The 23,949-nt window shown below is 70.0% G+C and carries 16 protein-coding genes and 3 pseudogenes; 6 read left to right on the top strand and 13 right to left on the bottom strand.

Annotation, left to right across the window (positions count from 1 at the left end):
* Window positions 1-243 precede the first annotated feature (243 nt).
* From ACZ4U1_RS14695 to ACZ4U1_RS14675, 5 genes and pseudogenes are all read right to left on the bottom strand, one after another.
* Entirely contained in the window at window positions 244-2,373 is a 2,130-nt protein-coding gene (locus ACZ4U1_RS14695; protein WP_467903273.1) for a cellulose binding domain-containing protein, read from the bottom strand.
* A 446-nt stretch (window positions 2,374-2,819) separates the two neighbouring features.
* The gene (locus tag ACZ4U1_RS14690) at window positions 2,820-3,725 is read right to left on the bottom strand and encodes an aminoglycoside phosphotransferase family protein (protein WP_467903271.1); all 906 of its coding nucleotides are present in this window, start codon (window positions 3,723-3,725) and stop codon (window positions 2,820-2,822) included.
* A 260-nt stretch (window positions 3,726-3,985) separates the two neighbouring features.
* A pseudogene (locus tag ACZ4U1_RS14685) lies at window positions 3,986-4,337 on the bottom strand (transposase family protein); the annotation flags it as partial.
* Window positions 4,338-4,622: 285 nt separating this feature from the next.
* Window positions 4,623-5,918 (bottom strand): DUF2254 domain-containing protein, encoded by a 1,296-nt coding sequence (locus tag ACZ4U1_RS14680; protein ID WP_467903269.1) that lies wholly within the window; start codon window positions 5,916-5,918, stop codon window positions 4,623-4,625.
* A gap of 712 nt (window positions 5,919-6,630) precedes the next feature.
* Complete coding sequence (locus tag ACZ4U1_RS14675) at window positions 6,631-7,137, bottom strand: HIT family protein (RefSeq protein WP_467903267.1); 507 nt, start codon at window positions 7,135-7,137, stop codon at window positions 6,631-6,633.
* Window positions 7,138-7,734: 597 nt separating this feature from the next.
* On the opposite strand from ACZ4U1_RS14675, the gene ACZ4U1_RS14670 reads away from it, so the two are divergent.
* Window positions 7,735-8,121 carry a beta/gamma crystallin domain-containing protein gene (locus tag ACZ4U1_RS14670; RefSeq protein WP_467903266.1) on the top strand — a complete coding sequence of 129 codons (387 nt, stop codon included), beginning with the start codon at window positions 7,735-7,737 and terminating at the stop codon, window positions 8,119-8,121.
* A gap of 145 nt (window positions 8,122-8,266) precedes the next feature.
* Here ACZ4U1_RS14670 and ACZ4U1_RS14665 read toward each other — a convergent pair whose 3' ends face one another.
* Window positions 8,267-8,938, bottom strand: a complete 672-nt coding sequence (locus tag ACZ4U1_RS14665; protein ID WP_467903531.1) for a transposase — start codon at window positions 8,936-8,938, stop codon at window positions 8,267-8,269.
* 124 nt (window positions 8,939-9,062) lie between these two features.
* Window positions 9,063-9,992 (bottom strand): helix-turn-helix transcriptional regulator, encoded by a 930-nt coding sequence (locus tag ACZ4U1_RS14660; protein ID WP_467903265.1) that lies wholly within the window; start codon window positions 9,990-9,992, stop codon window positions 9,063-9,065.
* A 106-nt stretch (window positions 9,993-10,098) separates the two neighbouring features.
* Between ACZ4U1_RS14660 and ACZ4U1_RS14655 the strand changes: the two genes are divergently transcribed.
* The 3 genes and pseudogenes from ACZ4U1_RS14655 to ACZ4U1_RS14645 all read left to right on the top strand — a co-directional run bounded on the left by ACZ4U1_RS14655 (window position 10,099) and on the right by ACZ4U1_RS14645 (window position 14,559).
* On the top strand, window positions 10,099-10,656 hold the full coding sequence (locus ACZ4U1_RS14655; protein WP_467903264.1) for an NIPSNAP family protein: 558 nt from the start codon (window positions 10,099-10,101) through the stop codon (window positions 10,654-10,656).
* A gap of 121 nt (window positions 10,657-10,777) precedes the next feature.
* Window positions 10,778-12,152 (top strand): annotated as a pseudogene (locus ACZ4U1_RS14650) (IS1380 family transposase).
* Between the two features lie 304 nt (window positions 12,153-12,456).
* Window positions 12,457-14,559 carry an NACHT domain-containing protein gene (locus ACZ4U1_RS14645; RefSeq protein ID WP_467903262.1) on the top strand — a complete coding sequence of 701 codons (2,103 nt, stop codon included), beginning with the start codon at window positions 12,457-12,459 and terminating at the stop codon, window positions 14,557-14,559.
* Window positions 14,560-14,813: 254 nt separating this feature from the next.
* On the opposite strand, the pseudogene ACZ4U1_RS14640 reads toward ACZ4U1_RS14645, so the two are convergent.
* The 3 genes and pseudogenes from ACZ4U1_RS14640 to ACZ4U1_RS14630 form a co-directional block, all read right to left on the bottom strand.
* Window positions 14,814-15,016: pseudogene (locus ACZ4U1_RS14640) on the bottom strand (helix-turn-helix domain-containing protein); the annotation flags it as partial.
* Window positions 15,017-16,180: 1,164 nt separating this feature from the next.
* Window positions 16,181-17,326 carry an RNA polymerase sigma factor gene (locus ACZ4U1_RS14635; RefSeq protein WP_467903530.1) on the bottom strand — a complete coding sequence of 382 codons (1,146 nt, stop codon included), beginning with the start codon at window positions 17,324-17,326 and terminating at the stop codon, window positions 16,181-16,183.
* A gap of 8 nt (window positions 17,327-17,334) precedes the next feature.
* Window positions 17,335-17,742 (bottom strand): YciI family protein, encoded by a 408-nt coding sequence (locus tag ACZ4U1_RS14630; RefSeq protein ID WP_467903261.1) that lies wholly within the window; start codon window positions 17,740-17,742, stop codon window positions 17,335-17,337.
* A 357-nt stretch (window positions 17,743-18,099) separates the two neighbouring features.
* Here ACZ4U1_RS14630 and ACZ4U1_RS14625 point away from each other — a divergent pair, with 357 nt between their 5' ends.
* Window positions 18,100-18,615: a putative immunity protein gene (locus ACZ4U1_RS14625; RefSeq protein WP_467903259.1), complete on the top strand. Its 516-nt coding sequence runs from the start codon at window positions 18,100-18,102 to the stop codon at window positions 18,613-18,615.
* Between the two features lie 274 nt (window positions 18,616-18,889).
* Here the strand turns inward: ACZ4U1_RS14625 and ACZ4U1_RS14620 are convergent, their stop codons facing one another.
* Both ACZ4U1_RS14620 and ACZ4U1_RS14615 read right to left on the bottom strand, forming a co-directional pair.
* Window positions 18,890-19,783: an aldo/keto reductase gene (locus ACZ4U1_RS14620; RefSeq protein ID WP_467903257.1), complete on the bottom strand. Its 894-nt coding sequence runs from the start codon at window positions 19,781-19,783 to the stop codon at window positions 18,890-18,892.
* A gap of 15 nt (window positions 19,784-19,798) precedes the next feature.
* Window positions 19,799-20,737 carry an NAD-dependent epimerase/dehydratase family protein gene (locus tag ACZ4U1_RS14615; protein WP_467903255.1) on the bottom strand — a complete coding sequence of 313 codons (939 nt, stop codon included), beginning with the start codon at window positions 20,735-20,737 and terminating at the stop codon, window positions 19,799-19,801.
* 70 nt (window positions 20,738-20,807) lie between these two features.
* Here ACZ4U1_RS14615 and ACZ4U1_RS14610 point away from each other — a divergent pair, with 70 nt between their 5' ends.
* Window positions 20,808-21,716, top strand: a complete 909-nt coding sequence (locus ACZ4U1_RS14610) for a LysR family transcriptional regulator (protein WP_467903253.1) — start codon at window positions 20,808-20,810, stop codon at window positions 21,714-21,716.
* A 120-nt stretch (window positions 21,717-21,836) separates the two neighbouring features.
* On the opposite strand, the gene ACZ4U1_RS14605 is transcribed toward ACZ4U1_RS14610, so the two are convergent.
* A complete protein-coding gene (locus ACZ4U1_RS14605; protein WP_467903251.1) occupies window positions 21,837-23,756 on the bottom strand; it encodes an ABC transporter ATP-binding protein in 1,920 nt (639 codons plus the stop codon).
* Between the last annotated feature and the right edge of the window lie 193 nt (window positions 23,757-23,949).

The raw sequence follows: 23,949 nt of genomic DNA, 5'->3' as shown, positions 1-23,949 counted from the left end.
AGATGGCGCACTACGGCCCGTGCCAACCCACGCCCCCACGACCTCGCCCAGACAGAAGGGATGTCCGACAGGTACCGGACTTGGGCACCACGGTAAGGCTGGAGCACAACGGTCCGCAGTCACCCGGACGAGGTAACGGACCCACGTCAGCGGCAGCGGGTGCACCTGGCAGCGGCCGTCCTCGGCACTGAGCATCGCCCGGGATCAGGTCGCCCTGCGCCCTGGTCCCGGGCGGGCCGGTCGTCAGCCGGCCGAGCAGACGGTGCCGTTGAGGCGGAAGGCCGTCGGCTGCGGGTTGGGCCCGTCGTTGGCGCCGACGAATCCGAAGGAGGCCGTCGATCCACCGTTCGGGGCCAGTGGCCCCGCGCCCTCGAGGGCCGTGACCCGCACGTGCGGGCCGGTCTGGTGGAACGTGGCGTTCCAGCCGGAGGACACCGATTGACCGTCGGTCGGCCAGTCCCAGTCCACGGTCCAGCCGGTGATCGGGGTGTCGGAGAGGTTGCGTACGGTGACCGTGGACACGAAGCCGTTGCCCCAGCTCGTGTCGCGGTGGTAGGTCACCGCGCAAGTGGCGTCCGAGGGTGCGCCGGTGGTGAAGGTCAGCGGAGAGGAGGGGGCGGAGAGCCGTCCCGAGGCATCGGCCGCCAGCACGTTGACCGTGTGCGTGCTGCCCGGTGGCAGGTTCCGCAGGGTCACGGACGTGCCGGTGGTGGTTTCGCCGACCAGGCGGGTGTGCGCGCCGTCGCGCTCCTGAACCAGGTAGCGGGTGGCGCCCGCAGCGCTCTCCCAGGACAGGCGCGCGGTGGTGTCGGTCACCGTCTCGAGCCTCGGGGTGCCCGGGGTTCCGGCGGCCGAGGCCCCGGGTCCGGTCCCGGCCCGCGGTTCGAGCGTGACGGTGAGCAGCGCATAGGGCGGCACGGTGACCTGGGAGGCGGACACCTCCCCGTCCGTGACCTTGGTGATGTCACTGTCGCCGCGTGCGTAGCGGCTGACCTCGGGTGCGGCGGCGGACGGAGTGAAGCCGGCGTACTCGAGATCCACGGTCCGTGCGGCGTCCGGGTCCTTGTTGATGAGCAGGACGCGCAGGCGCCCGTCGCGACCGAGTACGGCGTGTGCCGAGACGTCCTGCGTGGAAGACTCGGCGGCGACCATGATGTCGCCCGCGGTGCCGAGTTCGCTGGTCATCTTCATGCCGAAGTAGGGGTGGAACGGCGTGTTCGGCGCCGGCTCGCAGACGTCACCGGTGCAGGCGCCGCTGGAGAGCATCCCCATGTCGCCGTAGTCCGTCTCGCCGTCGACGGTGGTGATCCGGTCCGCGCCGTTGTGGGTGTTCCACCAGTCGACGGAGAACACGCCGTTCTCCAGAGCCGTCATCAACGCGTCGGCGGCGAACAGGCCGTTGGGGCGGGCGGTGAGCCGAGCGCCACCGGTGTTGGTGTTGATCTCGGTGAGGGCGATGCCGATGCGCGGGGAGTCCGCGCCCGCGTACCGGTCGATCTGGCTGCGTACTTCCCGCAGTTCGCCGGGCAGCCTGGCCAGCCTGGCCATGGCGTCCTGGGCGGTGGTGTCGGATCCGCCCGCGTACCAGTGGACGCTCACGAAGTCGATGACGCCGGTCACTTCGGAGAGCACGGTGTTGTTCCAGTCGCCGGCATCGCCCTCGCCGACCACGCCGTCCGGCCACTCGCCGGGAGCGGTGAGGACCGCGCCGATCTTGATCGTGGGGTCGACGGCCTTCATGGCCGAGGCGTAGGCGCGGACCTGGCGGGCGTACTCCCGGGGGCTCTTGTCCTGGTGCTCGTCGTGCTCCCAGCCACTGCCGTAATGACCGTTGCCGTAGATCTCGTTGCCGATCTCCCAGTATTTCGCGTCGTAGTCCTTGGTGACGTTCGCATACCTGACCCAGCCGGCCGCCTCCTCGGGCGTGCCCGAGCCGTAGTTGGCGATCAGGATCGGCTGCGCCCCGGTGGCTCGGACGGTGCCCATGAAGGAGTCGAAGCCGGTGCCTGGGGCGACATAGCCTCCGGGCGCCGTGTGCGTCTCCCAGTGGTAGATGTCCGCGTACGAACCGCCGGGGTAGCGCATCGCACCGACGTCGGCTGCCTTCATCAGGCCGGCCACCTCGGGATCGTTCATATGCGAGTCCCAGACGGCGGCGTTGACGCCACGGGCGGTGCCGGACAGCCGGCCCGACGACGCCTGGGCGTTGACCCGGACACCGACGTCCGCGGCGGCAGCCACCTGCGGTGCGGCGGGTGCGACACCGGCCAGCGGGGACAGCAGGGCCAGCGCGGCGGCCAGGACGGTGGCGCCGCGTGCGAGGGGGCGAGGGCCGGCACCGGCCGACCGGCCGGGTCTGTGCAGTGGTGGCATGGGGGTCCTCCCTCAAAGTCCGGCGGCACGGGCGGGCCGGCGGGTGCCCGATCGTGCCGCCGCACAAGCGAAGTGCCGACGCGACGGCAGACCGTTCCGCCGGTGACACGGAGAGCGAAGCGTGGGTGCGGTGCGATCGTGCCCGCGCGGGGCGGCGGCCGGACGCCGCTTATGGGAGCGCTCCCATCATGAGAGCGGTGTGACGCCCTGTCAACGCCCGCGCACCGGGTCCCTGTTCACGAGGAGGACCACAAAAAGCACCACGCTGTCGAGTGCGGGATCAACAGACTGACTGGAGCGCCGCTGGGCGGTGGCCACGCGACACGACGAACTCGCGGTCCGCTTCCAGGGCCGCTGCGCTGGTCGCAGCGCTCGACGAGTGGCTGTGACCAGCACAGTCCCCATACGCCAGCACAGTCCCCGTACACCAGCACAGTCCCCATACGCTAGCCTCGGCCCTCTTGCAGCACTGCCCGGATCACGTGCCGGGCATTGTGCGCCATCGCCGGGTTCGTCTTCCGGTAGTACGGCAGCGCGATCAGTGCCTGCGAGAGTGTCCGTCCCCGGCCTCGGATCCAGGTCGCGTCGTCCACGCGCAGCGCCTCACGGAAGACTTCCCTCGCCTTGGCCGGCAGCAGATTCCACGCCGGGAACAGATCGCAGGCCGGATCGCCCGCCCCCAGGCACCCGAAGTCGATTACCGAGGTCAGCCTGCCACCGTCCACGAGCAGGTTGCCCGGCATGAGATCGGCGTGCAGCCACATCGGCGGCCCCTCCCAGCCGGGGGTCCGCAGCGTCTCCTCCCATACGGCTGTGGCGGCATCGCAGTCGACGCCCTCCTGCGGGATCCCCCGCAACTCCTCGATCGCCGCCCGGGTCTGCGCGTCGAGCGAGGCGACCGGGCCCCCGCGATGGGCCTGCGGCGCACCCGGCAGGGTGATGCTCCGCATCGCCACCACGAACTCGGCCAGATCCTCAGCCAGAAGCACCGGCTCGCTCAGGGCTCCCGCCTCGGGATTCTCCCCCGCCAGCCACCGGTACACCGACCACGGCCACGGGTAACCCTCCGCAGGCTCCCCCTCCCCGAGCGACTCGGGGAGGGTCGTAGGCAGGTGGGGCGCGAGCCTGGGCAGCCACATCCGCTCCGTCATCACGTCGTTGGCCCCGCCCTGCACGAGCGGCAACCGTACGACCATGTCATCGCCCAGCCGGAACATGGCGTTGACAGTCCCGCCGGACGGAACCCGCTCGACCGCCAGCCCCGCCCACTGCGGGAACTGCCCAGCGATCAGCCGCCGCACGAGGTCGACGTCGATGGGATGTGTTCCCGGATGCATCTGTCCTGTGTTCATGACACGTCATCCGACCGCCGGACACCGGCGAGCGTCAATCGATTTCGCGGCGGCACCACTTCCGCAACACGCCCCTGGATCAAGAAGCCGAGCATCCCCGTCGACGGCCGGTTGCACGGCCCGCTCACTCCCATCCGTCATGCAGGAACCCACGGACGCTGATCGCCCAGGCACATCGAATTGACCGCTCGACCCGGCGACGGCACGGCGGCGCCAGCGCCGACGCCAGAGTGAGGACGGCAACGGAGACGCACGACATCAGACGGGCTGCGGCGGGACCTGCGGAAGATCCGCCACGACTTCAGTCGTGCGACGCCGCGCTCGACCGGCGCCCGTGCTGTGGACAGCGCTCGGTTGACGGTTCGCCGGGGCGGCGTACGGTCGCGGCCGGGCGGGAGCCTGAGGGGTGTCGTCACCCACGGGCCGGCTCCCAGATGGGCGCGGTCGGCGAGGACGGGTACACCCCGGCGTTCGCAGATCCGGAGGATCCGGTGGCGCGGGCCGCAGTGGGACCGCGTGCGCGGCGGGCATCGTCGGTGAGACCCACAGCAGCTGTCCGGCCGGGTCGGTCACCACCTGCACGTGTACGCCGTGCCGACGGAACGTGCGGGACGCCGCCCAGACGGTGGCCGCGCCGGCCCAGGGCGGAACCGGAGGACCGTGAACGACTGGCACAGCCAGGGTCGGCCTCGGTCTCCAGCAGTTCCTGTGCCAGGAGCACCCGCGCCTGAAGGATCCACAGGCACCCTGTCAAAGCCGTTGCCCAGGACGCCGGCGCCGCCACGGGCAGCGCCGTCCCGCTCGACCCGGGACCGGAGAGGGATACGGCGATGGTCCGGGGCCTCACCCCGGGCGCACGAGCCTGGCCCGAGCGGCATGCACGGGCCCTTTCGGGGGCTACGGCCGGACGAGCCGGGCGCCGAGTTCGCGCACTGCCGTACGGTCGGCGGGCTGGGCGATTCGGGACTCCGCGTCGGCCAGGACGAGTCGGGCCTGGTCGGTGATCGCGGCCAGTCGACGCGCGTCCGTGACCGAGGCTGCGGCCGTGTCCAGCAGCCGCAACAGCGCCAGGCACACGGCGGGTTCCCCGGCGCCGTAGCGACGGATCTGGCCGCAGGCGAGGTCGAGGCAGTCGGCGAAAGACGGACCGGTGACCGCCACCCTGACCACGCCGACCCGGTCCGTTCTGATGTCGTCGCCCAGGGCCCGCCCGCCCAGCAGGGCGATGACCGCGGAGAGCCGGTCGAGTACCTGGACACCGGTGTACGGGTCGTTGATCGCGGGAGACAGGGCCTTCAGCCCGATGTCGACGAGTTGCCGCATGCCGAACAGCACGTCCTGCTGCAGGGTGCGCTCCGGGCCGATCTGCACGGCGCAGTGCAGTGCGCGGATCAGCGCGGGCGCGTTCCTCGGCGGCCCGCCCGTCCGCGACCAGGCCAGGGCCAGCGTCGCCGTCCCCGCCACGACGTGGTCCCCCGCCTTGGGCACGATCACCACCACAGCGTCCTGGACTGCCGCGGCCTCCAGCAGCGGGCCGGGATGGACGGTCTGCACATAGCCGGAACGCGCGGCAACCAGGCTGAGCGCTTCCGGCGGCGGGACGGGACCGGTGCGGTCGACGCCGGGCGCCTTCGGGGTCCAGGTCCGTGCGGTGTGGGCGGCGGCCTGCGCGACCGAGTTCATGATCGTGTCGATCTTGATCGAGTGCACGATGTGGTGCACGAAGAACACCAGCATCCCGAGGCTGAGGAAGACCAGCGCGATCGCCCCGGAGACGGCGAGCCGGGGAAAGTCGGCGCCGCCGGTGGCGCGGACGGTGTAGAGCCCGGCGGTGCTGTAGGCGAACGTGGCGACGAAGGTGGCGAGCACCACCTGGTTGGGGCGGTCGCGCAGGAAGTTGCGCAGCAGCCGGGGGGAGAACTGGGTCGAGGCCAGCTGGAGCGTGACGATCGTCAGGCCGAGGACGAGCGCGATCACGGTCACCATGGTCGAGGCGATCGTGATCAGCGCCTGGCGGGCGTCGTCCGCGGTGCCGCCGAACGCGATCGGGTGCCACACCGAGCCGGGCGGGATCCGTGCTTGCGACAACAGGCTGCCCGCGACAAGAGCCAGCACCGCGGCCGCCCCTGGCAGCACCCACAGGGCACCGCGCAGATACTCCCCGACCGCGGCGGCCCGGGCATTCCGTCGCACCCGCCGCATATTCGTTCGCCTCCCACCGGCCACCCGCTGCCTCTGTCGGCAGGCTTCCCCCGCAGCGCCCCACCGACCGCACACCTCCACCGGACGGGCTACGCCACGTTGTGTCCAGCGCCATGTGGCGGCGGGCGGCGTACCTCGGCTCCCGTCCCTCTGGCTTCCAGGCGGAGCAGGCCGACCGCACCGGCAGCTGGCGCTGCTTCGGAGCCGACGTTGCCCGCGCCTTCGGCCTGCTGCGGCGGGGCATCCGGTCAGGCTGCGACGCGATCGCGTACGACACGGCGGCGCCGAGGTGGGTGCGCGCGCCGATCGGATCGTCCAGGAGGAAGACGAGGTTGCCCCAGCCCGGACAGCCGGCCGACCTGGCGGTGCAGCTCGGTGCGGTCCGTGCCGGCAGGGAGCAGCCCGTCCAGCGGACCTGCCCGGCCTGCCCGGCCTGCCAGACCGCATTCACCACCTCGGTCGGTCAACGCCGGATCTACTGCTCGGACGAGTGCCGGATCACCTCCCGCACCAGCGAGGACGCCCGGGACAAACGCCACCTGTCCCCTCTGCGAGAGCCCTTCGACGCCCTCACGACTGTCCGCCGGATCTACCGTTCGACAACCTGCCGCGGATCAGCCGAGCATCGTCACGCCACAGGCTCCACAACAGGGCCCGTTGGAGCCGACCGCGACCAGGAACTGTCCGCACTGCCAGGATCCGGTCACACCACAGTCGCGCTTCGGGCCCGCCGGGCCATCGAACGCAGCCGGTCCAGTTCGCTGCCGATCGCATCCCGCAACACGTCGTGCTGCGGACCGAGCCTGAACCGCTCATCACTCCACCGGTCACGCGGATACAGCCACACCGGCTTGCCCACCAGTTCGGCCGGCTCCCACGCGAACCGCGGCCACACGTGGGCATGCAAGAAGGGGTCCGTGTTGCCGAGGATCTCCAGGTTGACCCGGCGGAAATCGGGGTCCAGCCGCCGGCAGGCCCGCTCAACCGCTTCTCCGAGCTGGTCCATGTCGGACAGGAAGGACAGCCGTTTGGCCCTCGGCAGGTCAGACAGCCGTTGAACACCCGGCTCGTCCGAGAGGAGAACCGAGTATCCGGGCAGGAACTGAACGTCGCCGATCACCGCGAAGCCCGAGTCGAGCCGCCGCAGCACGGTCGGGTTCTCGCCCCGCAGAGCAGCCCCGATCCGGTCCATCCGCCAGTCACCGGTCATGGCCCGAGGCTACCCACAGGTGATCAAGACCTGCTCTCCGCCCCCCGCCCTCCCTGACCACTCCCCCGTTACCGTTCTCGCACGCATCCGCGGTGCCTGCGGCAAACCGCCGACAGTGCAGGGAGTTTTCCCCGCGGTCGAGGCTGTAGGCAGGCGGGCGACGACGCACGGCCCTGTCGCGGTCGTTTGGCGCGACGAGCATGCTCCTCGCTCACCGGACCCGGCACCTGAGAAGGGGCCCCTTGCGGCGCGATCACCTTGCACAGGTTCCTGCGAGCACACAAGAAGACCTCTTCTTCCGCGATTTTCGGCTACTTCCGGCAACGTTCCATCCCTGTTTCGCCGCTGATCATCTGCGTGACACTCACGGCGCTCCTGGGCTGCCCTTCCATCGCGCGGCTCCCTTCCCTGTGAGACTCGGTTATCCCAATGCCCTGCCGGACTGGCAATACCGGCTCCAGTCAAGTTAAACGTGGTGTCGCTCACCCTGTTCTACATGGGCGCCAAGAGTATGTGCACATGGCCAGTAAGTGCTTTCTGGAGGGCGGGTGCATGTGAGACGGTGAAGGCTCCAGTTCCCCGTGTGAGAGGAAGAGAATGAAGCTTTCCGTGCGCCGTTTCCTCGGCGTCGCAGCAGTCTCCGCGGCCGCACTGACCGCCACGATCGTGCCCGCAACGGCTGCGGCGGCCTCGCCCAACACGGCTTCCGCCATCGGGCCGACCATCAACCGTACGGACTGCAACGAGAACAGCTACCTCGAAATCCACAACAACGACGGTCGCGACACCCTCTGTTTCGCCAATGCCGGAACCATGCCCGTCGCCATCTACGGCGTGAACTGGGTCGAATCCGGAAACAATGTCGTGACCCTCCAGTTCCAGCGGAACCTGAGCGATCCGAGGCTCGAAACCGTCACCCTCCAGAAGTGGAGCTCCTGGAACCCGGGCCACATCCACGAGATCATATCGATCAGGATTTACTGAGGTCTAAGCACGGCATGGGGCGCCTTTCGGGGCGCCCCTTTTCGGAGAGTATTGTTTCCCCTTCGCGAAAACGGACGACGGCAGCAGTGAGCACAAGCTGGGCTTCTGTACGGGTCCGACGGCGAAGGTCCTCGCCCCTCGGTGTTCAGCGAGCCGCCGGAGTCGCACGGTACTCAGCGCGCAGCAGCTGGATGCGCATCGTCCTTGATGTGCCAGCGGAACGAACCGGACGTGCGCGCGTCTTCCGCCATTTCCTCAACGACACCCAGGCACGCGCGCTCCTTGATCCCGCCGCGAGACGCCCGCCGATGGAGTACTTGTTCGCGGTGTCGTCCTTGGCGGCGCGCCGGCCCAGGGTGATGCACTGGCCGAGGTAACCCCATCGCCGCGGGCTGCCCGCCGCCGATCCCTGCCAGCGCGGTGTCGGCCGCGTGGGCTCCCAGCGAGCGACTTGGCGGCCAACTCCGGCTTGGGCGCGAAGATGGTGTCCTCGCCCAGGCCCGCAGTAGGCAGCGGTCCGGTCGCACGTCCACGAGCGCGCGATCTCCAGTTCGCGGTTTACCGCTGTGTGCCCGCAGCCGCCCGCGTAGACGAGGTAGACCGCGACCTGCGCGTTTTCGGTGCTACCGGCAGTGCCGGTGTACTGGCGGTGACCACCGACGGTGTGCGTGCACTTCTGCACGTCCCCGGTCTCGTCAACCACCAGCACCGCATCCTCGTCGGGCAGATGCTCCAGCAAGTACTTCCTCGCGCTTTCACGAGCGTGGCTGACTGACGCGTGATCAACGAAGTGAGGAGTGCCGCTGACCTGCGCGATGGGACTTGTTCAGAGTCCTGGCGCGGTCAGGAACGCTGCACTCCTCAGATGAAGAGGCATGTCGGGTCCTCCACGCGTGTGCGGGTGGCCGGTGCCCGGGTCCGGAGAACCTTCTGCCCAGGGGTCACCCTTCGTAGCGGGCGGCTAGGGTTCGTGCCGTCTCGGCGATGCGGCTGCGTAGTTCGGCCGGTGCCAGGACCTCGACATCGGCGCCCAGCCGCAGGAAGTCCCGGTGGGCCTGGTCGATCGACTCGATGGGTACGCGGATCTCCGTCCATCCGTCACCCGTGGGTGTCACGCCGAGGCGGCGGGCGCCCTCCGGGGTGAGCCGCACCAAGGCGTCCGCGGTGTGCAGTCGCGCTCGGAAGTCGGCCAGATAGACGTTCCAGTATCCGGCCAGGTCGAACCCGTCCGGGATGACGAAGTCATCTTCCAGCGACCGGATTCCGAGGATCTGGTCGACTCGGTAGGTGCGGATCCCAGACGGCCCACCGGCGACCAGGTACCAGCGGCCGGCCTTGAGGACGAGCCCGTACGGCTCCACCCGTCGCTCGATCTCCTCCGGCGCCCGCCAGCGCCGGTACCGCAGTACCACCGCCCGGCGTGCCCACACCGCGGCGGCGACCGCGGCCAGGTGAGGCACGTGGTCGACGTCGCCGTACCAGCCGGGGGCGTCGAGCAGGAAGTGTTCCTGGATCCGTTCGGCGTGCTCGCGCAGCTCCGCCGGAAGGGCGGCTTGCAGCTTGAGCCGGGCGGTGGCGAGCGCCTCGCCGAGGCCGAGTTCGGCGGCGGCGCCGGGGAGTGCGACGAGGAACGCGGCCCGCGCCTCGTCCACGGTCAGTCCGGTGAGCCGGGTCCGGTAGCCGTCGACCAGCCGGTAGCCGCCGGCGTGGCCGGCGGCGCCGTACAGCGGGATACCGGCGGCTCCGAGCGCCTCGACGTCCCGGTAGACCGTCCGGACGGAGACCTCCAGTTCGTCGGCCAGCTGCCGGGCCGTCATCCGGCCCCGGTCCTGGAGCAGCAGAAGCAGGGTGACCAGCCGGCTCGCACGCATGCCGCCCAGTATCCACTGACGGTAGATGTCAGCAGACCGGCCCTAACCTGCCCCGCATGGACGACAACTGGACCATGGACCTCACGCCCACCGGGCAGGTCACCACATGAGCATCGTCGAACTCCGGCAGTACACCCTGTACCCCGGCACCAGAGAGACGCTGATCGAGCTGTTCGAGCGCGAGTTCGTGACCGGTCAGCAGGCGGTCGGTATCACCCTCGGCGGCCGGTTCCGCGATCTGGACGACCCGGACCGCTTCGTCTGGCTGCGCGCGTTCCCCGACATGGCGCACCGCCGGCGCGCGCTGGAGGCGTTCTACACCGGCCCGGTCTGGCTGGAGCACCGCAACACCGCGAACGCCACCATGATCGACAGCGACGATGTCCTGCTGCTGCGCGGCCCGGGCTTCACACCGGAGCCGGGCACGAGTGAGGTGCTCGCGACCGTCTGCCATCCCACCGACGCGGCCGGCTTCGACGCGTACGCCGCCCGGCACCTGGGCCCGAAGCATGCACTGCACCGCACCGAGCACGCCGAGAACGATTTTCCCCGCCTGCCCGTCCGGACCGGGGAGGATGTCCGGATCTGGTTCGGCCCGGCCGAACCGGCGCCCTGGCCGACCCAGCGGCTGCGGCTCGAGCCCGTGAAGCCTTGGAACTCCTAACCGCGCGCGATCGTGAAACGTGCTGTCCGACGGCTGGTCAGGCAAGCGAAAGCCCCTCTGACCAGCGAGAATGAGGATTGTCGAGGTCCTTGTTCCCGCCCCCGTCGGAGGTACTTCCCAGGTGAAGAAGCGTATCGGGTCGTACCCGCGTGTCCGCATCGAGGGAGGCGGCCGGGCGGTGGTGTCCCAGGCCGGGGGCGTGCTGCTGGTCGAGACCGTCGGCAAGGTCGGGCTGGACCAGGCGATATCGGCGGCGCTGGCGCCGTGGCGGAAGGCTCGGGCGGTGCACGATCCGGGCAAGATCCTGCTGGATGTGGCGCTCGCGGTCGCACTGGGCGGGGACGGCCTCGCGGATGTCGGGATGCTGCGGGCCGAGCGGGCCGTGTTCGGGCCGGTGGCCTCCGACCCGACGGTCTCCCGTCTCGTCGACACCCTCGCCGCGGCCGGGCCGAAGGCCCTGTCCGCGATCAGGGCCGCGCGGGCCGAATCGCGTGAGCGTGTCTGGAACGTGGCCAAGACGGCGGCCCCGGACGCCTCAGGGCAGGTGATCGTGGACCTGGACGGGGTGCTCGTGCTGGCCCACCCCGAGAAGCAGGACGCCACCGCGACCTGGAAGAAGACCTTCGGACACCATCCTCTGATGGGGTTCGTCGACCACGGAAGCGGTGGCAGTGGGGAGCCGGTGGCCGGCCTGCTCAGGCCGGGCAACGAGGGCAGCAACACCGCCGCCGACCACATCACCGCAGCCCGACTCGCCCTGGCAGCTGCCGAAGACGCACCGGCGCAGACGCCGGACGCTGATCCGTACCGACTCCGGAGGCGGCACTCATGAGTTCGTCGCCTGGCTCGCTCAGTGGGGAAGGTGGCTGTCGTACTCGGTCGGCATGACCATCACCGACGCCATCCACGAGGCCGTGCTCAAGGTCCCGCCCGCCGCGTGGACGGTGGCCGTGGAGCCGGGCGGCGAGATACGTGACGGCGCCTGGGCCGCCGAACTGTCCGGCGACTGTCTGAAGGGCTGGCCGAAGGGGATGCGGCTGGTCGTCCGCAAGGAACGACCTCATCGGGGCGCCCAGTTGCGCTTCACCGACGCCGACGGCCTGCGGCTCACAGCCTTCGCCACCAACACCACCGGCGTCCCGATCGCGGCACTCGAACTGCGGCACCGTCAGCGGGCGAGGGCCGAGGACCGTATCCGGGCCACCCGCGCCACCGGCCTGCGCAACCTGCCTCTGCACGACACCGCGCAGAACCGGATCTGGCTGGAGATCATCCAGATCGCGCTCGACCTCCTCGCATGGATGCCCATGCTCGCTCTGACCGGCGACATCCGTAGGTGGGAGCCCCGCCGTCTCCGGCTTCGCCTCTTTTCCGCCGCCGCGCAGATCGTCACCACCGCCCGCCGCCGGCACCTCAGGTTCGCACGCCACTGGCCCTGGACCGACGTGATCACAGACGCCCTGGCACGGCTCGAAGCCCTCCCGAACCCAGGCTGACAGCACGTTCCCGCCCCTGCGAGCAGCACCACCCGACCGGAGCCGTGGAACCCGGCGCCCACCCGACGCGACAGCCGGGCCACCACCATGTCCACGATCACGCCAGACAGACGAGACGGCCCGCCGAAGAAACCGATGGACCGTCACGAAAGATCGAGGTTAAGCCGCCCTCGATACACAGGTTGTCGTCACCGATCTGGCGCTGTCAGCGATGTCGGATCCTGGGGTGTCGTCCAAGCTCCCGCATGATCACCGTGTGAGACATGTACCGAAGTGGGTTGGACTGCTGTGGGCAGCCGTGGTCATGACATTCCTGGCCTGGTACATCAAAGGCGGCCACCCAGTCGGCCATCTGGACACCTTTGTCACCACGATCACCGGCCTACTGGTGCTACCCGGCACAGTGATCGCCGTACTTCGCCCCGGTAAGACCGGACCGGCGCCCGCCCGGCTGGAGGACATGGCCGACCAACTCGCGCAGAGTATGCGCCATCAGTGGGAGGCCGAGGCGCAGGTACGCCGCCTCAACGACCCTTTCCCGCTGCCGGTCGAATGGGATGCGGCCGACACGGACCTGGTCGAGTCATGGCCGCACTTGAGGGAGTTGGCTGGAGACTGGCCAGGCCACTCCCCAGCCGACTCCACGTGGACTGACAGCCCGAAGGGACTGGCCGGCAAGGGAGGCGCCATCGCCCAGGTCTTCGAGCGTGTCCCTACCCGCCGCCTGGTGGTCCTGGGTGAGCCCGGCACCGGCAAGACGATGCTTCTCATCCGCCTCCTCCTGGCCCTGCTCGAACGCCGCCCGCCCGGCGGCCCCGTCCCGGTCCTCTTCGCCCTGGCCTCGTGGGACCCAGCGCGGCAGGACCTGTACACATGGATGGCCGACCAACTCGCCCGAGACCACCCCGCCCTACACGCCCCCGCCAATCTTCCACAGCCCCGCCCCAGCACGCAGGCACGCGCTCTGCTTGAGCAACGACTGATCCTGCCCATCCTCGACGGCCTGGACGAACTCCCCGAAGCCCTGCGCGCCCGGGCGCTGCATGCCATCAACGAGGTCCTACCAGCTGGGCAGCCACTGGTACTCTCCAGCCGCACCGCCGAGTACCGAAGCGCCCTGACCCCACCAGCCGGGACCACCGTGCTCCTGAACGGAGCCGCAGGCATCCGCCTCCTCCCTCTGGAACCGGCGAAAGCAGCGGCTTACCTGGAGCGCGACGCCGGCGGCCCCGGCACCAAGGCTGCAGCCCGCTGGAACCGGGTCGCCGCATCGCTAGGCACTCACGTTCCCGCCTCCCAGGCACTGAGCACCCCACTCGGGCTATTCCTGGCTCGCACCATCTACAACCCCCGCCCCGCCGAGGACCCCACCCACCTCTCCGACCCCGACGAACTCCTCGACCCGTCCCGCTTCCCCACCCGCGAGGCCGTCGACGCCTACCTGTTCTCGGCCTTCATCCCCGCCGCCTACCGCCCCCACCCCAACCATCCCTCGCCGTGGAGCCCCGGAAAGGCCCAGCACATCCTCGCTTTCCTCGCCTACCACCTCCAGCACAACCTCGACGGCACGCCCGACCTTGCCTGGTGGCAACTACACAAAGCCCTCCCAAAACGCGTGCCAGCACTTGTGATCGGGCTTGTGAGCATGCTGCTGTACTGGCTTCTGGGCTTGTTTCAGCTCGCGGTATCGCTGATCTTTCCGTCCCTTTCCCTGGCCGACCTCTCGATCAGTCCTTCGACCGGGCTTGTGGCTCAACTTCTGTTCACGGTCGGACTTGGATCGGTGACCACCTGGCTGGCCTCAACCGCACAACACAAGAGCCCGCGCTCGGGGATCTGCTGGAGCCGACGAGGATACGCCTGGCTCGCGGCCGGACTTCTGCTCGGGCTCGCAGCCTGGTTCGCAGCCGGTCTTACGATCGGCCACCAAGCGGCGATCCGCCTCGGGCTCTTCGTCGGGCTCACGCTCGGGCCTGTGTTCGGGCTCTTGACCGGGCTCACATCGGCACAGCCGGACCTGGCCAAGGCAGTGGGACCACGCGCGGTTCTGGCTCGGGACCGCAACACTTTCTGGATCATCACGCTGGTGGGCGGAGTAGGGGCGGGGATCGTATTCGGGATCACGTTCGGGTTCTTGATGGAGATTGCTTACCCCTTCTGGGTCGGCTTCTTCGGAGGATTCTTCGCGGGGCTGGCGATCGGGAGCTGGAGCGGGCTCTCAAAGGCCGTATGGGCGGTGTATCTGGTGGCGCGCATCAGCCTGGCGATGCGTCGGCGTGTGCCCTGGCGACTCATGGGTTTCCTCACTGACGCGCATGAGCAGCGAGGCGTACTGCGGCAAGCTGGCGCGGTGTACCAGTTCCGCCACCTTGACCTCCAACGGCACCTCGCAGAACATCAGCCCTGACCGGCGGATGCCGTACGGGCCCGCCACAAGCAGGCAGACGAGGATCAGAAACACGCACTCACCCTTGCCGGTCCAGGGGGAAGACGGCCGCGGTCATTGACGACATTGGGTTCGGGCTGCACCGGCCTTTACGGAAGATGCGCCAGGACTTCGGCCGGGCCACGCCGCGCTCGACGGGTGTCCGCGCATGGACAGCGCGCGGTTGACGGTGCGCTGGGTCAGCGACAGTTCACCTCATTGACGGCCCTCGCGTTGTGGGCGGTGCCGACGGCGATGCCGAAGCCGACCGCGAGCTGCGCGAGGGTGTCGTGCCGGCACAGGTACACCAGCACCGACCAGGGCACGCTGGTGCGGGGGGGAGCTTGCAGCGGCGCTCCCCCTCACGCGTAACGAGGAGCACGGCGACCCACTCGACCAGAGCGTGAGGCAGGTCGAATGCGGCAGGGCAGAAAACCAACGGGGCTTCGGCTCCGGCGAGTTGAATGCTCAAACACCTCCACCCACGGCACAACAGCCTTGTGCGTTGCGGGCACCGACGCCGTCACTCGGTCAGTGGCCACGCCGACGGCGTCACGGGCAGGGCTTGAAATCCTCGAGGACGGAGATCCTGTTGTACTGCCACTGTCCGGACCGTCCTCGCTGGAGCGGGGCGCCGAAACAAACCTGCCAAAGACGACGGTGACCTTCTGTCATCCTGCCTGTCATGTCCGCACGAAATCGAAGACTGCCCCGGCACCGTACCCGGCCCCTGGCCACCACCGACATAAACGAGTGTCTCGGCCCTTACATGAGCATCACAGACCTGCAGTTCTCACAGGACAGCGGGACCATCGTCCTGAGAGCAGCACGGATCGCTCCGAACCTCCGCGGCTGGTCCCGGTCGACGTCCCCGGAGCCGGGCTCTGGGGACGACGGTGGCCTCACGAACGGTTTCGGTCCGGCGCTCGGACCCTCACGATGGGCCTCGGTGCCGGCGCGGACGCGAGCGGGGCAGGTGCGCTGATGGCCGCTCGCTCGTCGCTGACGTCGTCGGTTGAGGCGGAGGGCAGTCGGAGGCCCGATCCGTCTCCGGTGCCCATGACGCTGGAGGCGTCACCCAGGACGTTCCAGGCCTTCACCCGAACTGTCACCGCTCGGGTACGGCGACGAGCCCCGTTCCCAGGTGGCGTGGGCGTCGGGGGCGGAGTGGGTCCTGTGCCGCCGGGTGCGCTGTCGCCGCTCCAGGTGTGGACGCCTGCGTGCGCTCATCGCCGTACGGCCGGGCCCACGGCCCGTCAGGTGGTGCTGTTCCGCACGTCGATCGCCTGCCGCTCCCGAGCCGAAGGCTGCGCACCCGCCCCCGCCCGGCCCGCCCAGGCCGGTGCCGCGGGCACGTCGGGAACACGTTCGCGGCAGCGGGGCTCACCGGCCTCCTCGCCCGCCATCATCGCCCCGCAGCCGTGTCCGGGGCGCCCAGCGAGTCGGGGAAGACGCCGACCGAGCCGCCCGGCTGCAGCGGCGTAGAAAACGAAGCCGCGCAAGGCAACTTCGGCACGGTCGGTTTGGTAGATGCGGTCGTTTTGGGGTCCGGTCATCAAGTCCGTTCGCATCGTCGGTGAGTCGTGAGTCCGGGCTTGGTCTGTCACTGGCTCCGGAGGGAGTTGAGCCGGGCGGCCTGGCAGGTCAGGTGGTCGCGTTCGGCGAGGTTGGGTGCCTTGTGGGCCGCCTCGGCGTAGAGCCGTGCCGCCGTTTTCAGGTCGCCGTCGCGCTCGTGGAGGTATGCGGCGACCGCGGTGTGGCGGGGCAGTGAGGCGTCCAGCTCGGCGAGCGCGGCCAGGCCGGCGCGCGGTCCGTCGGCCTCGCCGACGGCGACTGCGCGGTTGAGCCGGACGACGGGGCTGTCGGTCAGGCGCGTGAGCTCGTCGTACCACTCGACGATCTGGACCCAGTCGGTCTCTTCGGCGGTGGGCGCGTCGGCGTGCAGTGCGGCGATGGCGGCCTGGGCCTGGAACTCGCCCAACCGGTCGCGGGCCAGGGCCGCCTGCAGGATGTCGATGCCCTCGGCGATCAACTTCCTGTCCCACCGGCCGCGGTCCTGCTCGGCGAGGGGCACCAGGCTGCCGTCAGGCGCGGTCCGTGCGGCGCGCCGGGCGTGGTGGAGCAGCATGAGGGCGAGCAGCCCCGCCACCTCGGGGTGGTCGATCCGGGCCGCGAGCTGCCGGGTGAGCCGGATGGCCTCGGCGGCGAGGTCGACGTCGCCGGAGTAGCCCTCGTTGAAGACGAGGTAGAGGACGCGCAGTACGGTGGCGACGTCACCGGGCCGGTCGAAGCGCACGCCGGAGACGGTGCGCTTGGCACGGCTGATGCGCTGCGCCATCGTCGCCTCGGGCACCAGGTAGGCCTCGGCGATCTGGCGGGTGGTCAGCCCGCCGACCGCGCGCAGCGTGAGCGCGACCGCCGATGCCGGGGTCAGCGACGGGTGGGCGCACAGGAAGTAGAGCTGGAGCGTGTCGTCCACGGCGGGTGCGGCGCCGGGCGCCGGCTCCTCCTCGACGCGGTCCTCACGCCGGCGGCGGGCCGCGTCCGCCCGGGTCGCGTCGAGGAACTTACGCCAGGCCACCGTGACCAGCCAGCCCTTCGCATCCCGCGGTGGATCGGCCGGCCAGACCCGCACCGCCTCGACCAGCGCGTCCTGCACGGCGTCCTCGGCCGCCGCGAAGTCGGCTCCGCGGCGGACGAGGACTGCGATCACGCTCGGTGTGAGGCTCCTCAGCAGGGCCTCGTCCATGGCAGGGGTCACTCCGTGATGGTGGGCGGCGCGGCCAGGAACGGGCGTACTTCGAGCCACTCGTGGATCGGCTTCCCACCCGCCCCAGGGGCGGCCGACAGCTCGCCGGCCAACTCGACGGCCCGCTCGTAACTGTCGACGTCGATCACCATCCAGCCCGCGATGAGGTCCTTGGTCTCCGCGAACGGCCCGTCGGTGACCGGCGGGCGCCCCTCACCGTCGTACCGCACCCACGCCCCCTCGGGGGCCAGCGCCTGACCGTCGACGAACTCCCCCGTCTTCTCCAGCCGGGCCGCGAAGTCGTGCATGTACTGCATGTGCGCCGAGATCTCCTCCGGCGTCCACTGGTCCATCGGCACGTCGTTGACCGCGGCCGGGGCTCCGCGGTAGTGCTTGAGCAGCAGGTACTTGGCCATCGTGATTCTCCTCGCTGGTGCGACCCATTGTGGTCGCTTCACCCCGGGGACGGAGCCGGACGCGGGTTCTCGACATCGCCGTCCGATTTTTTTCGAGCCCTGGGCGAGGGCGAGACGGAACGAGGCCGTCCGAGATCATCAGCACGGTGAGCGTCCGGGCACCGTCAGGGCGCCTTCGCCCTCGCCCTCGCCTTCCCCTTCGCCTTCGCCGACGACGCGGACTGGTTGTCGGAATCTGCTGTACTTGGCAGGTGTCCTGGCGAGCACTCTGCGGCGATCATTCCCCGCCAGGCGCTGACCAGCCACCGGGCACACCGCAGCGAGCGGCGCCGATGCGCGCAGGAGGCAGTAGAAGTCATGATCCTTCCGAAGGTGCGGGACCCTCGGTTCGTGACGATCCGCCGTGGAGGAACTCTCACGGATACGGATCACCGTCTCCTCGCTCTCTGGGCTGCCTCGTGTGCCGAGCACGTCCTCGGCCTCTTCGAGTCGGTCCAGCCTGGGGACCCTCGACCGCGCCAGGCTATCGAGCATGCCCGGGCCTGGGCGCGTGGCGAGGTCAAGATGATGCAGGCTCGTGCGGCGGGCGGTCATGCGATGGGGGCAGCCAGAGACCTGCGTGGGGCAGCACGGCATGCCGCGTACGCCGCCGGCCAGGCCGGGGCGGTCGCCCACGTCGCCGCGCACGAGCTCGGCGCGGCCGCCTACGCGATCAAGGCCGCGCGTGCGGCGGCACCGGCAGGCGAGGGTGAGACCGCGGGGCGACTCGAGTGCCAGTGGCAGCGCGACCAGCTCCCGGAGGCGATCCGTGAGCTGGTGCTTGATGATCAGAGGTTGCGCAACGACATCTGCTGGTCGGTGTTCGACTGTTGAGTCGCTTCTGCCGCGCCGGCCGTGGGGTCCCTCGGGGTACCTGCAGAGCCGGTCCGACGCCGTGGGTCGCTGGCGAACCGTGGTGGTCACGGTGTAGTCGCAGGGTTTGCGGTCGCGGGCGACATCCGGGCCGGCAGTCGAAGGCGCGGCGTGGACTGCGGGCGCCGCCGGCAGGGCTGCGGTCATGGCGGTCCCGGCATCGTCATGGGCATCAGCCCGTGCGGCAGCTCCCAGCCGTCCTCGGACAAGGTCGGCAAGCGAGCTGTGACCCGCCTCAGCCCGGCAGAACGTCCTCGAGTTGCGCCAGCTCCTCCGGGCTCAGCGTGAGTTCCACGGCCCCGGCCGAGTCGGTGATGGAGGCCGGACGGCTGGCTCCTGGTACCGGTATCACTGCCGGGGAGCGGGCGAGCAGCCAGGCCAGGGCGATCTGCTGCGGGCTGACGCCGCGCTCGGCGGCGATGCGGTGGAAGGCGGTGCCGGTGGAGGCGGTGCCGGAGGGGCCGGAGGGGCCGTCGAGGGAGCTGCGCGAGATGCCGCCGAGTGGGCTCCAGGGCAGGAAGGCCAGACCCAGCTGTGTGCTCAGCCGCAGCTCGGGCTCGCTGTCGCGGACGGCGGGCGAGTACCGATTCTGCACGGAGGCGAGTCCGTCGCCCAGGATCTGATGCGCCTGGCGGATCTGGGCCGTGGTGACGTTGGAGATTCCCGCGGCGCGGATCGTGCCGGCGTCGAGCAGCTCGCGCAGCGCGCCGACGGACTCCGCCCAGGGCACGTTCGGGTCCGGCTTGTGCAGTTGGTACAGGCCGATGGCGTCGACGCCGAGGCGCTTGGCGGAGGCTTCGGCGGCTCGCTTGAGGTGTGCGGGGGTGGCGGTGACGGTCCAGCTGCCGTCTCCGGGGCGGCCACGGCCGCCTTTGGTGGCCACCAGGACGCCGGAGGTGTCACCGCCGTAGCCGGCCAGGGCGCGGGCGATCAGCAGTTCGTTGTGGCCCGCCTCGCCGGCGTGCCAGTGGTAGCTGTCGGCGGTGTCGATGAGCGTGACACCGGCGTCGAGGGCGGCGTGGATGGTGGCGATCGCCCGCTTCTCGTCCGGACGGTGCTCGATGGACAGCGGCATGGCGCCGAGGCCGACGGCGCTGACGGCGGTGTGGGCGATGGTGCGGTACTGCATGGTGACTTGAGTTCCTCAGGCGGTGGGTGACGGTTCGGTGGCGAGGGCTTCGACGACGGCGCCGGGCAGCCAGTCGGCGGTGTGGGAGAAGGAGAAGCCCAGATCCTTGGCGCGGGCGTTGCTCATGGCGTAGTGACGGTCGAAGGAGAACGCCGACGCCTGCGCCCCCGCCGGGACGGTCCGGTAAACGGCCTCCCGGCCTGCCTGCGTGGCGATGATCGCGGCGAGGTCGTGCACATCGAGCGGGCCGTCGGAGCAGGCGTTGACCGGGCCGGTGAAGTCGGCTGTGGTCGCCCACGACAGCAGCTCGGCCAGCTCCTCGTAGTGGATGAAGACCGTGGGCAGCGCCTTCGCGTGCACAGTGATCTCTTCACCCCGGGCGATGCGTCCGGCGTAGTGCGCCAGCCTGCCGGTGAACTCCTGCGCGCCACCGCCGAGTACATGGGCGCTGCGTACGCCGGCGAACTCCAAGCCGCCGGCGCGGGCGAGGACGGCCTCCGCCTGACGCTTTCCCTCGGCGTAGTGCGCCTCCAGGTAGGCGTCGTCGTGCCAGGGAAGGTCCATGGCCACCAGCCAGGTGGCCGGGTCCACGATCTCCTCCGGTACCGGGGTGCCCGAGGGTACGGCCGGCAGGGCGGCGGTCGCCGGGTCGTAGACCTCGATCGTGGAGGTCATGACGTAGCGCCGGGCGCGGCCGGCAAAGGCACGGACGGCGATCGCGGCCTGCACCGGGGTGTAGCAGACCTGGTCCACGACGACGTCGAAGGTACGAGAGCCGAGCGCGGCCGTCAGGGCGGCCTCGTCGTTCCGGTCGGCGCTGAGGTGCTCGACGCCGGCGGGGGGCGCGGCGGACCCGCGATTGAGCACAGTGACCTGGTGGCCAGCGGCGTGCAGGCGCTCCACCAGGAGCTTTCCGAAGTACCGGCTTCCGCCGATGACGCAGATCCTTTGCATGCCTCCATCCTGGAGACCTATCGTCATCAGCAGAAGTACCGATCTACTGACCAGGTGTTAAGGAAAACTGTTGATCGATGTGCAGCGGCTCCGCGTGCTGCGGGCGGTGGCGGAGCACGGCAGTTTCAACCAGGCGGCCACGGCTCTCCGCCTCACCCCCTCGGCCGTCTCCCAGCAGGTGGCCGCTCTGGAGCGCAGCCTCGGCACCCGGGTCGTGGCCCGCAGCACCCGCGGCGTCACCCTCACGCAGGCCGGCCACATCATGGTCGGCGCCGCCGAATCCGTCGCGGCAGAACTGGCACACGCACAGCAACGGGTCGCGCAGCTCAGTACGGGCCGCACCCAACTCACCGTCGCCACCTTCACCAGCGGCGGCAGGCTGCTGCTGCCCGCCGCTCTCGCCCGGCTCACGGCGGACCATCCCCGCACCGTGGTCCACATCAGGGAGGGCGAACCCGAGGACACCCTGCCGCTCGTCCGTCAGGGCGCCGTGGACCTCGCCCTCGCCTACCACTTCGACGGCCCGCTGCCCGTTGGGCCGGGCCCCAGCTCCAGCCTGGAGTGGACGCCGCTCCTGGAAGACCCCCTGCACGTCGTCCTGCCGCAAGGGCACCGGCTCGCCCACCGCGACGCGCTCGACCTCGCCGAACTGGCGGCCGAGCCCTGGGTGCTCGGCTGTCTGAAGACCGAGGCATACCTGCGCCGCTACGCCGAGCGCGCCGGCTTCGATCCGGATGTGCGCGGAACCACGACCGACTACTTCTTCGCCCGCTCACTGGTCGCCGCGGGTATGGGAGTCTCCCTGATCCCCTCTATCGCGCTCGCCCCAAAGATCCCTGGCCTATGCACCGTCCCGACCAAGCCGCCGGGGCCGATCCGGCACATCGGCGTCGCCGCGATCAGCCGCGGTGACCGGCCCCACGTCACGACGCTCATCCACGCGCTCCGCGCGCAGGCGATACGGCACAAAGGGCACTGATCCGCCTCGGGTCCCCGGCCAAACGCCGTCGGGGCCGACATTTGACAGGTGCCCGGGTGACGATGTGTCATCCCCGGGCCGTCGCCGCCAGTAGTCGAGAATGTCCGGAAACCGACTCGATCACGTGGGCCCGGTGCTCGTACGGGCGTGCGGCGACGTCATGCGGACCCCGTCCGGCGCCGGGTCGGCCGGTCCGGGCAGCCCGCTGAAGCCGTCTTCTGGGACCGGGCGGCCGAGGGCCGACTCGGTGCTCTCGCCGAGGAAGCCGCCCGACTGGTGCTGCCACAGCTTGGCGTAGGCACCGTCCGCCGCGAGCAGTTCCTCGTGGGTGCCCTGCTCGACGACCCTTCCGCGGTCGAGGACGACGAGACGGTCCATGCCGGCGACGGTGCTCAGGCGGTGGGCGACCACGAGGGCCGTACGTCCGTCCATCAACCGCCACAGTGCGTCCTGGACGAGGAGTTCGCTCTCCGAGTCCAGCGCGCTGGTCGCCTCGTCGAGCAGCAGGATCGGGGCGTCGCGCAGGATGGCCCTGGCGAGGGCGACGCGCTGGCGCTGGCCGCCCGAGAGTTTGACTCCCCGCTCCCCCACCAGAGTGGCGAAGCCGTCGGGGAGTTGGTCGGCGAACTCCGTGACGTGCGCGGCCGCGGCCGCCGCGTGGATCTCCTCGTCGGTGGCGCCCGGGCGGGCGAAGGCGATGTTGTCCCGCAGGCTGCGGTGGAACATGGCGGGTTCCTGCGGGACGTAGGCGATCAGTGAGCGCAGGTCGGTCTGGCGCAGTCGGCTGATGTCCTGACCACCGATCAGGATGCGTCCGTCGTCAATGTCCGACATCCGCAGCAGGAGCCGGGTGAGCGTGGTCTTGCCACCGCCGGACCTGCCGACCAGACCGATCCGTGCGCCTGCGGGCACGTCCAGGTCGAGTCCCTGGAAAATCGGCTTCGCACCGGCGTGGGCGAAGGTCACCGCCTCGAAGCGGATGCCCGTGTCCCGCGCTGCGAGCGGTTCGGGTTCCGCCGGGTCGAGCACGGTGGGCGGGTCCAGCAGCAGCTCCGTGAACTGCGCGGCCTCGGTCATCGAGCTTTCCAGACGCCGGTAGATCTGGTTGAACTCGAACATGATCTGGGTGGCGTTGGAGTAGTAGGTGAAAGTCACGACGATCTCCTCGACCCCCTGGCCCGATCCGCCGAGGGCGACGGCGACCAACAGACCCAGCACATTGGTCAGCACGGACATGGGGGCGACCAGGGTGTCGACACGCAGATTGCCGTAGTCCCACGACCTCAGCGTCAGGCGCCGGGAGTCCGCGACCCGGCTGCGGTGTTCGTCGGCCTCCCGCCGCTCCGCCGCGAACGCACGGATGGTCTCCATGTTCATGAGGCTGTCGGCGACGTGGCCGGAGACCCGGGCGATCGCCGCCTCACGGTCGTTGACGAGCCTCTGCCGACGACGGATCAGAGGCGTCGCGGCCACCACGGTCAGCGCGATCATCACCAGGAGACCGGCGACGAGCATCGGCTCGTAGCTCCACAGCACCACGGCGCCGAACACCAGCGGGACGAGGCTGCCCACGATCCGGTACGTCACCGTGTCGACGAAGTCCTCGAAGCGCTTGCCGAAGCTGAGCACCCGTTTGGTCAGGGAGCCGGCGAAGTTGTCGTGGAAGAACGCCGCGTCCTTGGCCAGGAGTTCGTCCATACCGCTCACGTACAGGTGCTCCATGCCGAGGGCGCCCACGCGGTTCAGGCAGTGCTGCCCGATCCGCCACACGGCCTCGGCGAGCAGCAGCGTCACGCCGAAGCCCAGCACGTACGGCAGCGCCGAGCCGAGGGTGAGAGCGCCGTCGTCGGCGGCATGTCCTGCCAGTTTGGCGATCAGCAAGGGGGCGACGTAGCGGATGCCGATATTGCCCACGGCCGGCAACAGCAGCGCGGGCAGGGCCAGCAGTCGTAGTCGCAGCACTTCCCGGCAGTAGCTGCGTAGCGCCAGAACGACCGCGCTCCTGCCCGGCGTCGGCTCTCGCGTATCTGTGGTCCCCATCACACTCCCGGAGGTTCGGAAGTCGGCAGTCTCCCGTCCACAGAGTTTCTCAGTCCAGGCATTTACCGCGGACTAGCGAGAACCGGACACCGCTGCGTTCAGCGGACGCGGCGGACGTATCCGGTGGTGAGCTTGTGTCATCGCCCCGACCGGCCGGCCCATCAGCGCCTGTTCATGGGCCGGCCGGGCCCTT

This window comes from Streptomyces sp. NPDC028928 (assembly GCF_055564915.1).
This window is presented reverse-complemented; position numbering and strand designations above follow the sequence as displayed.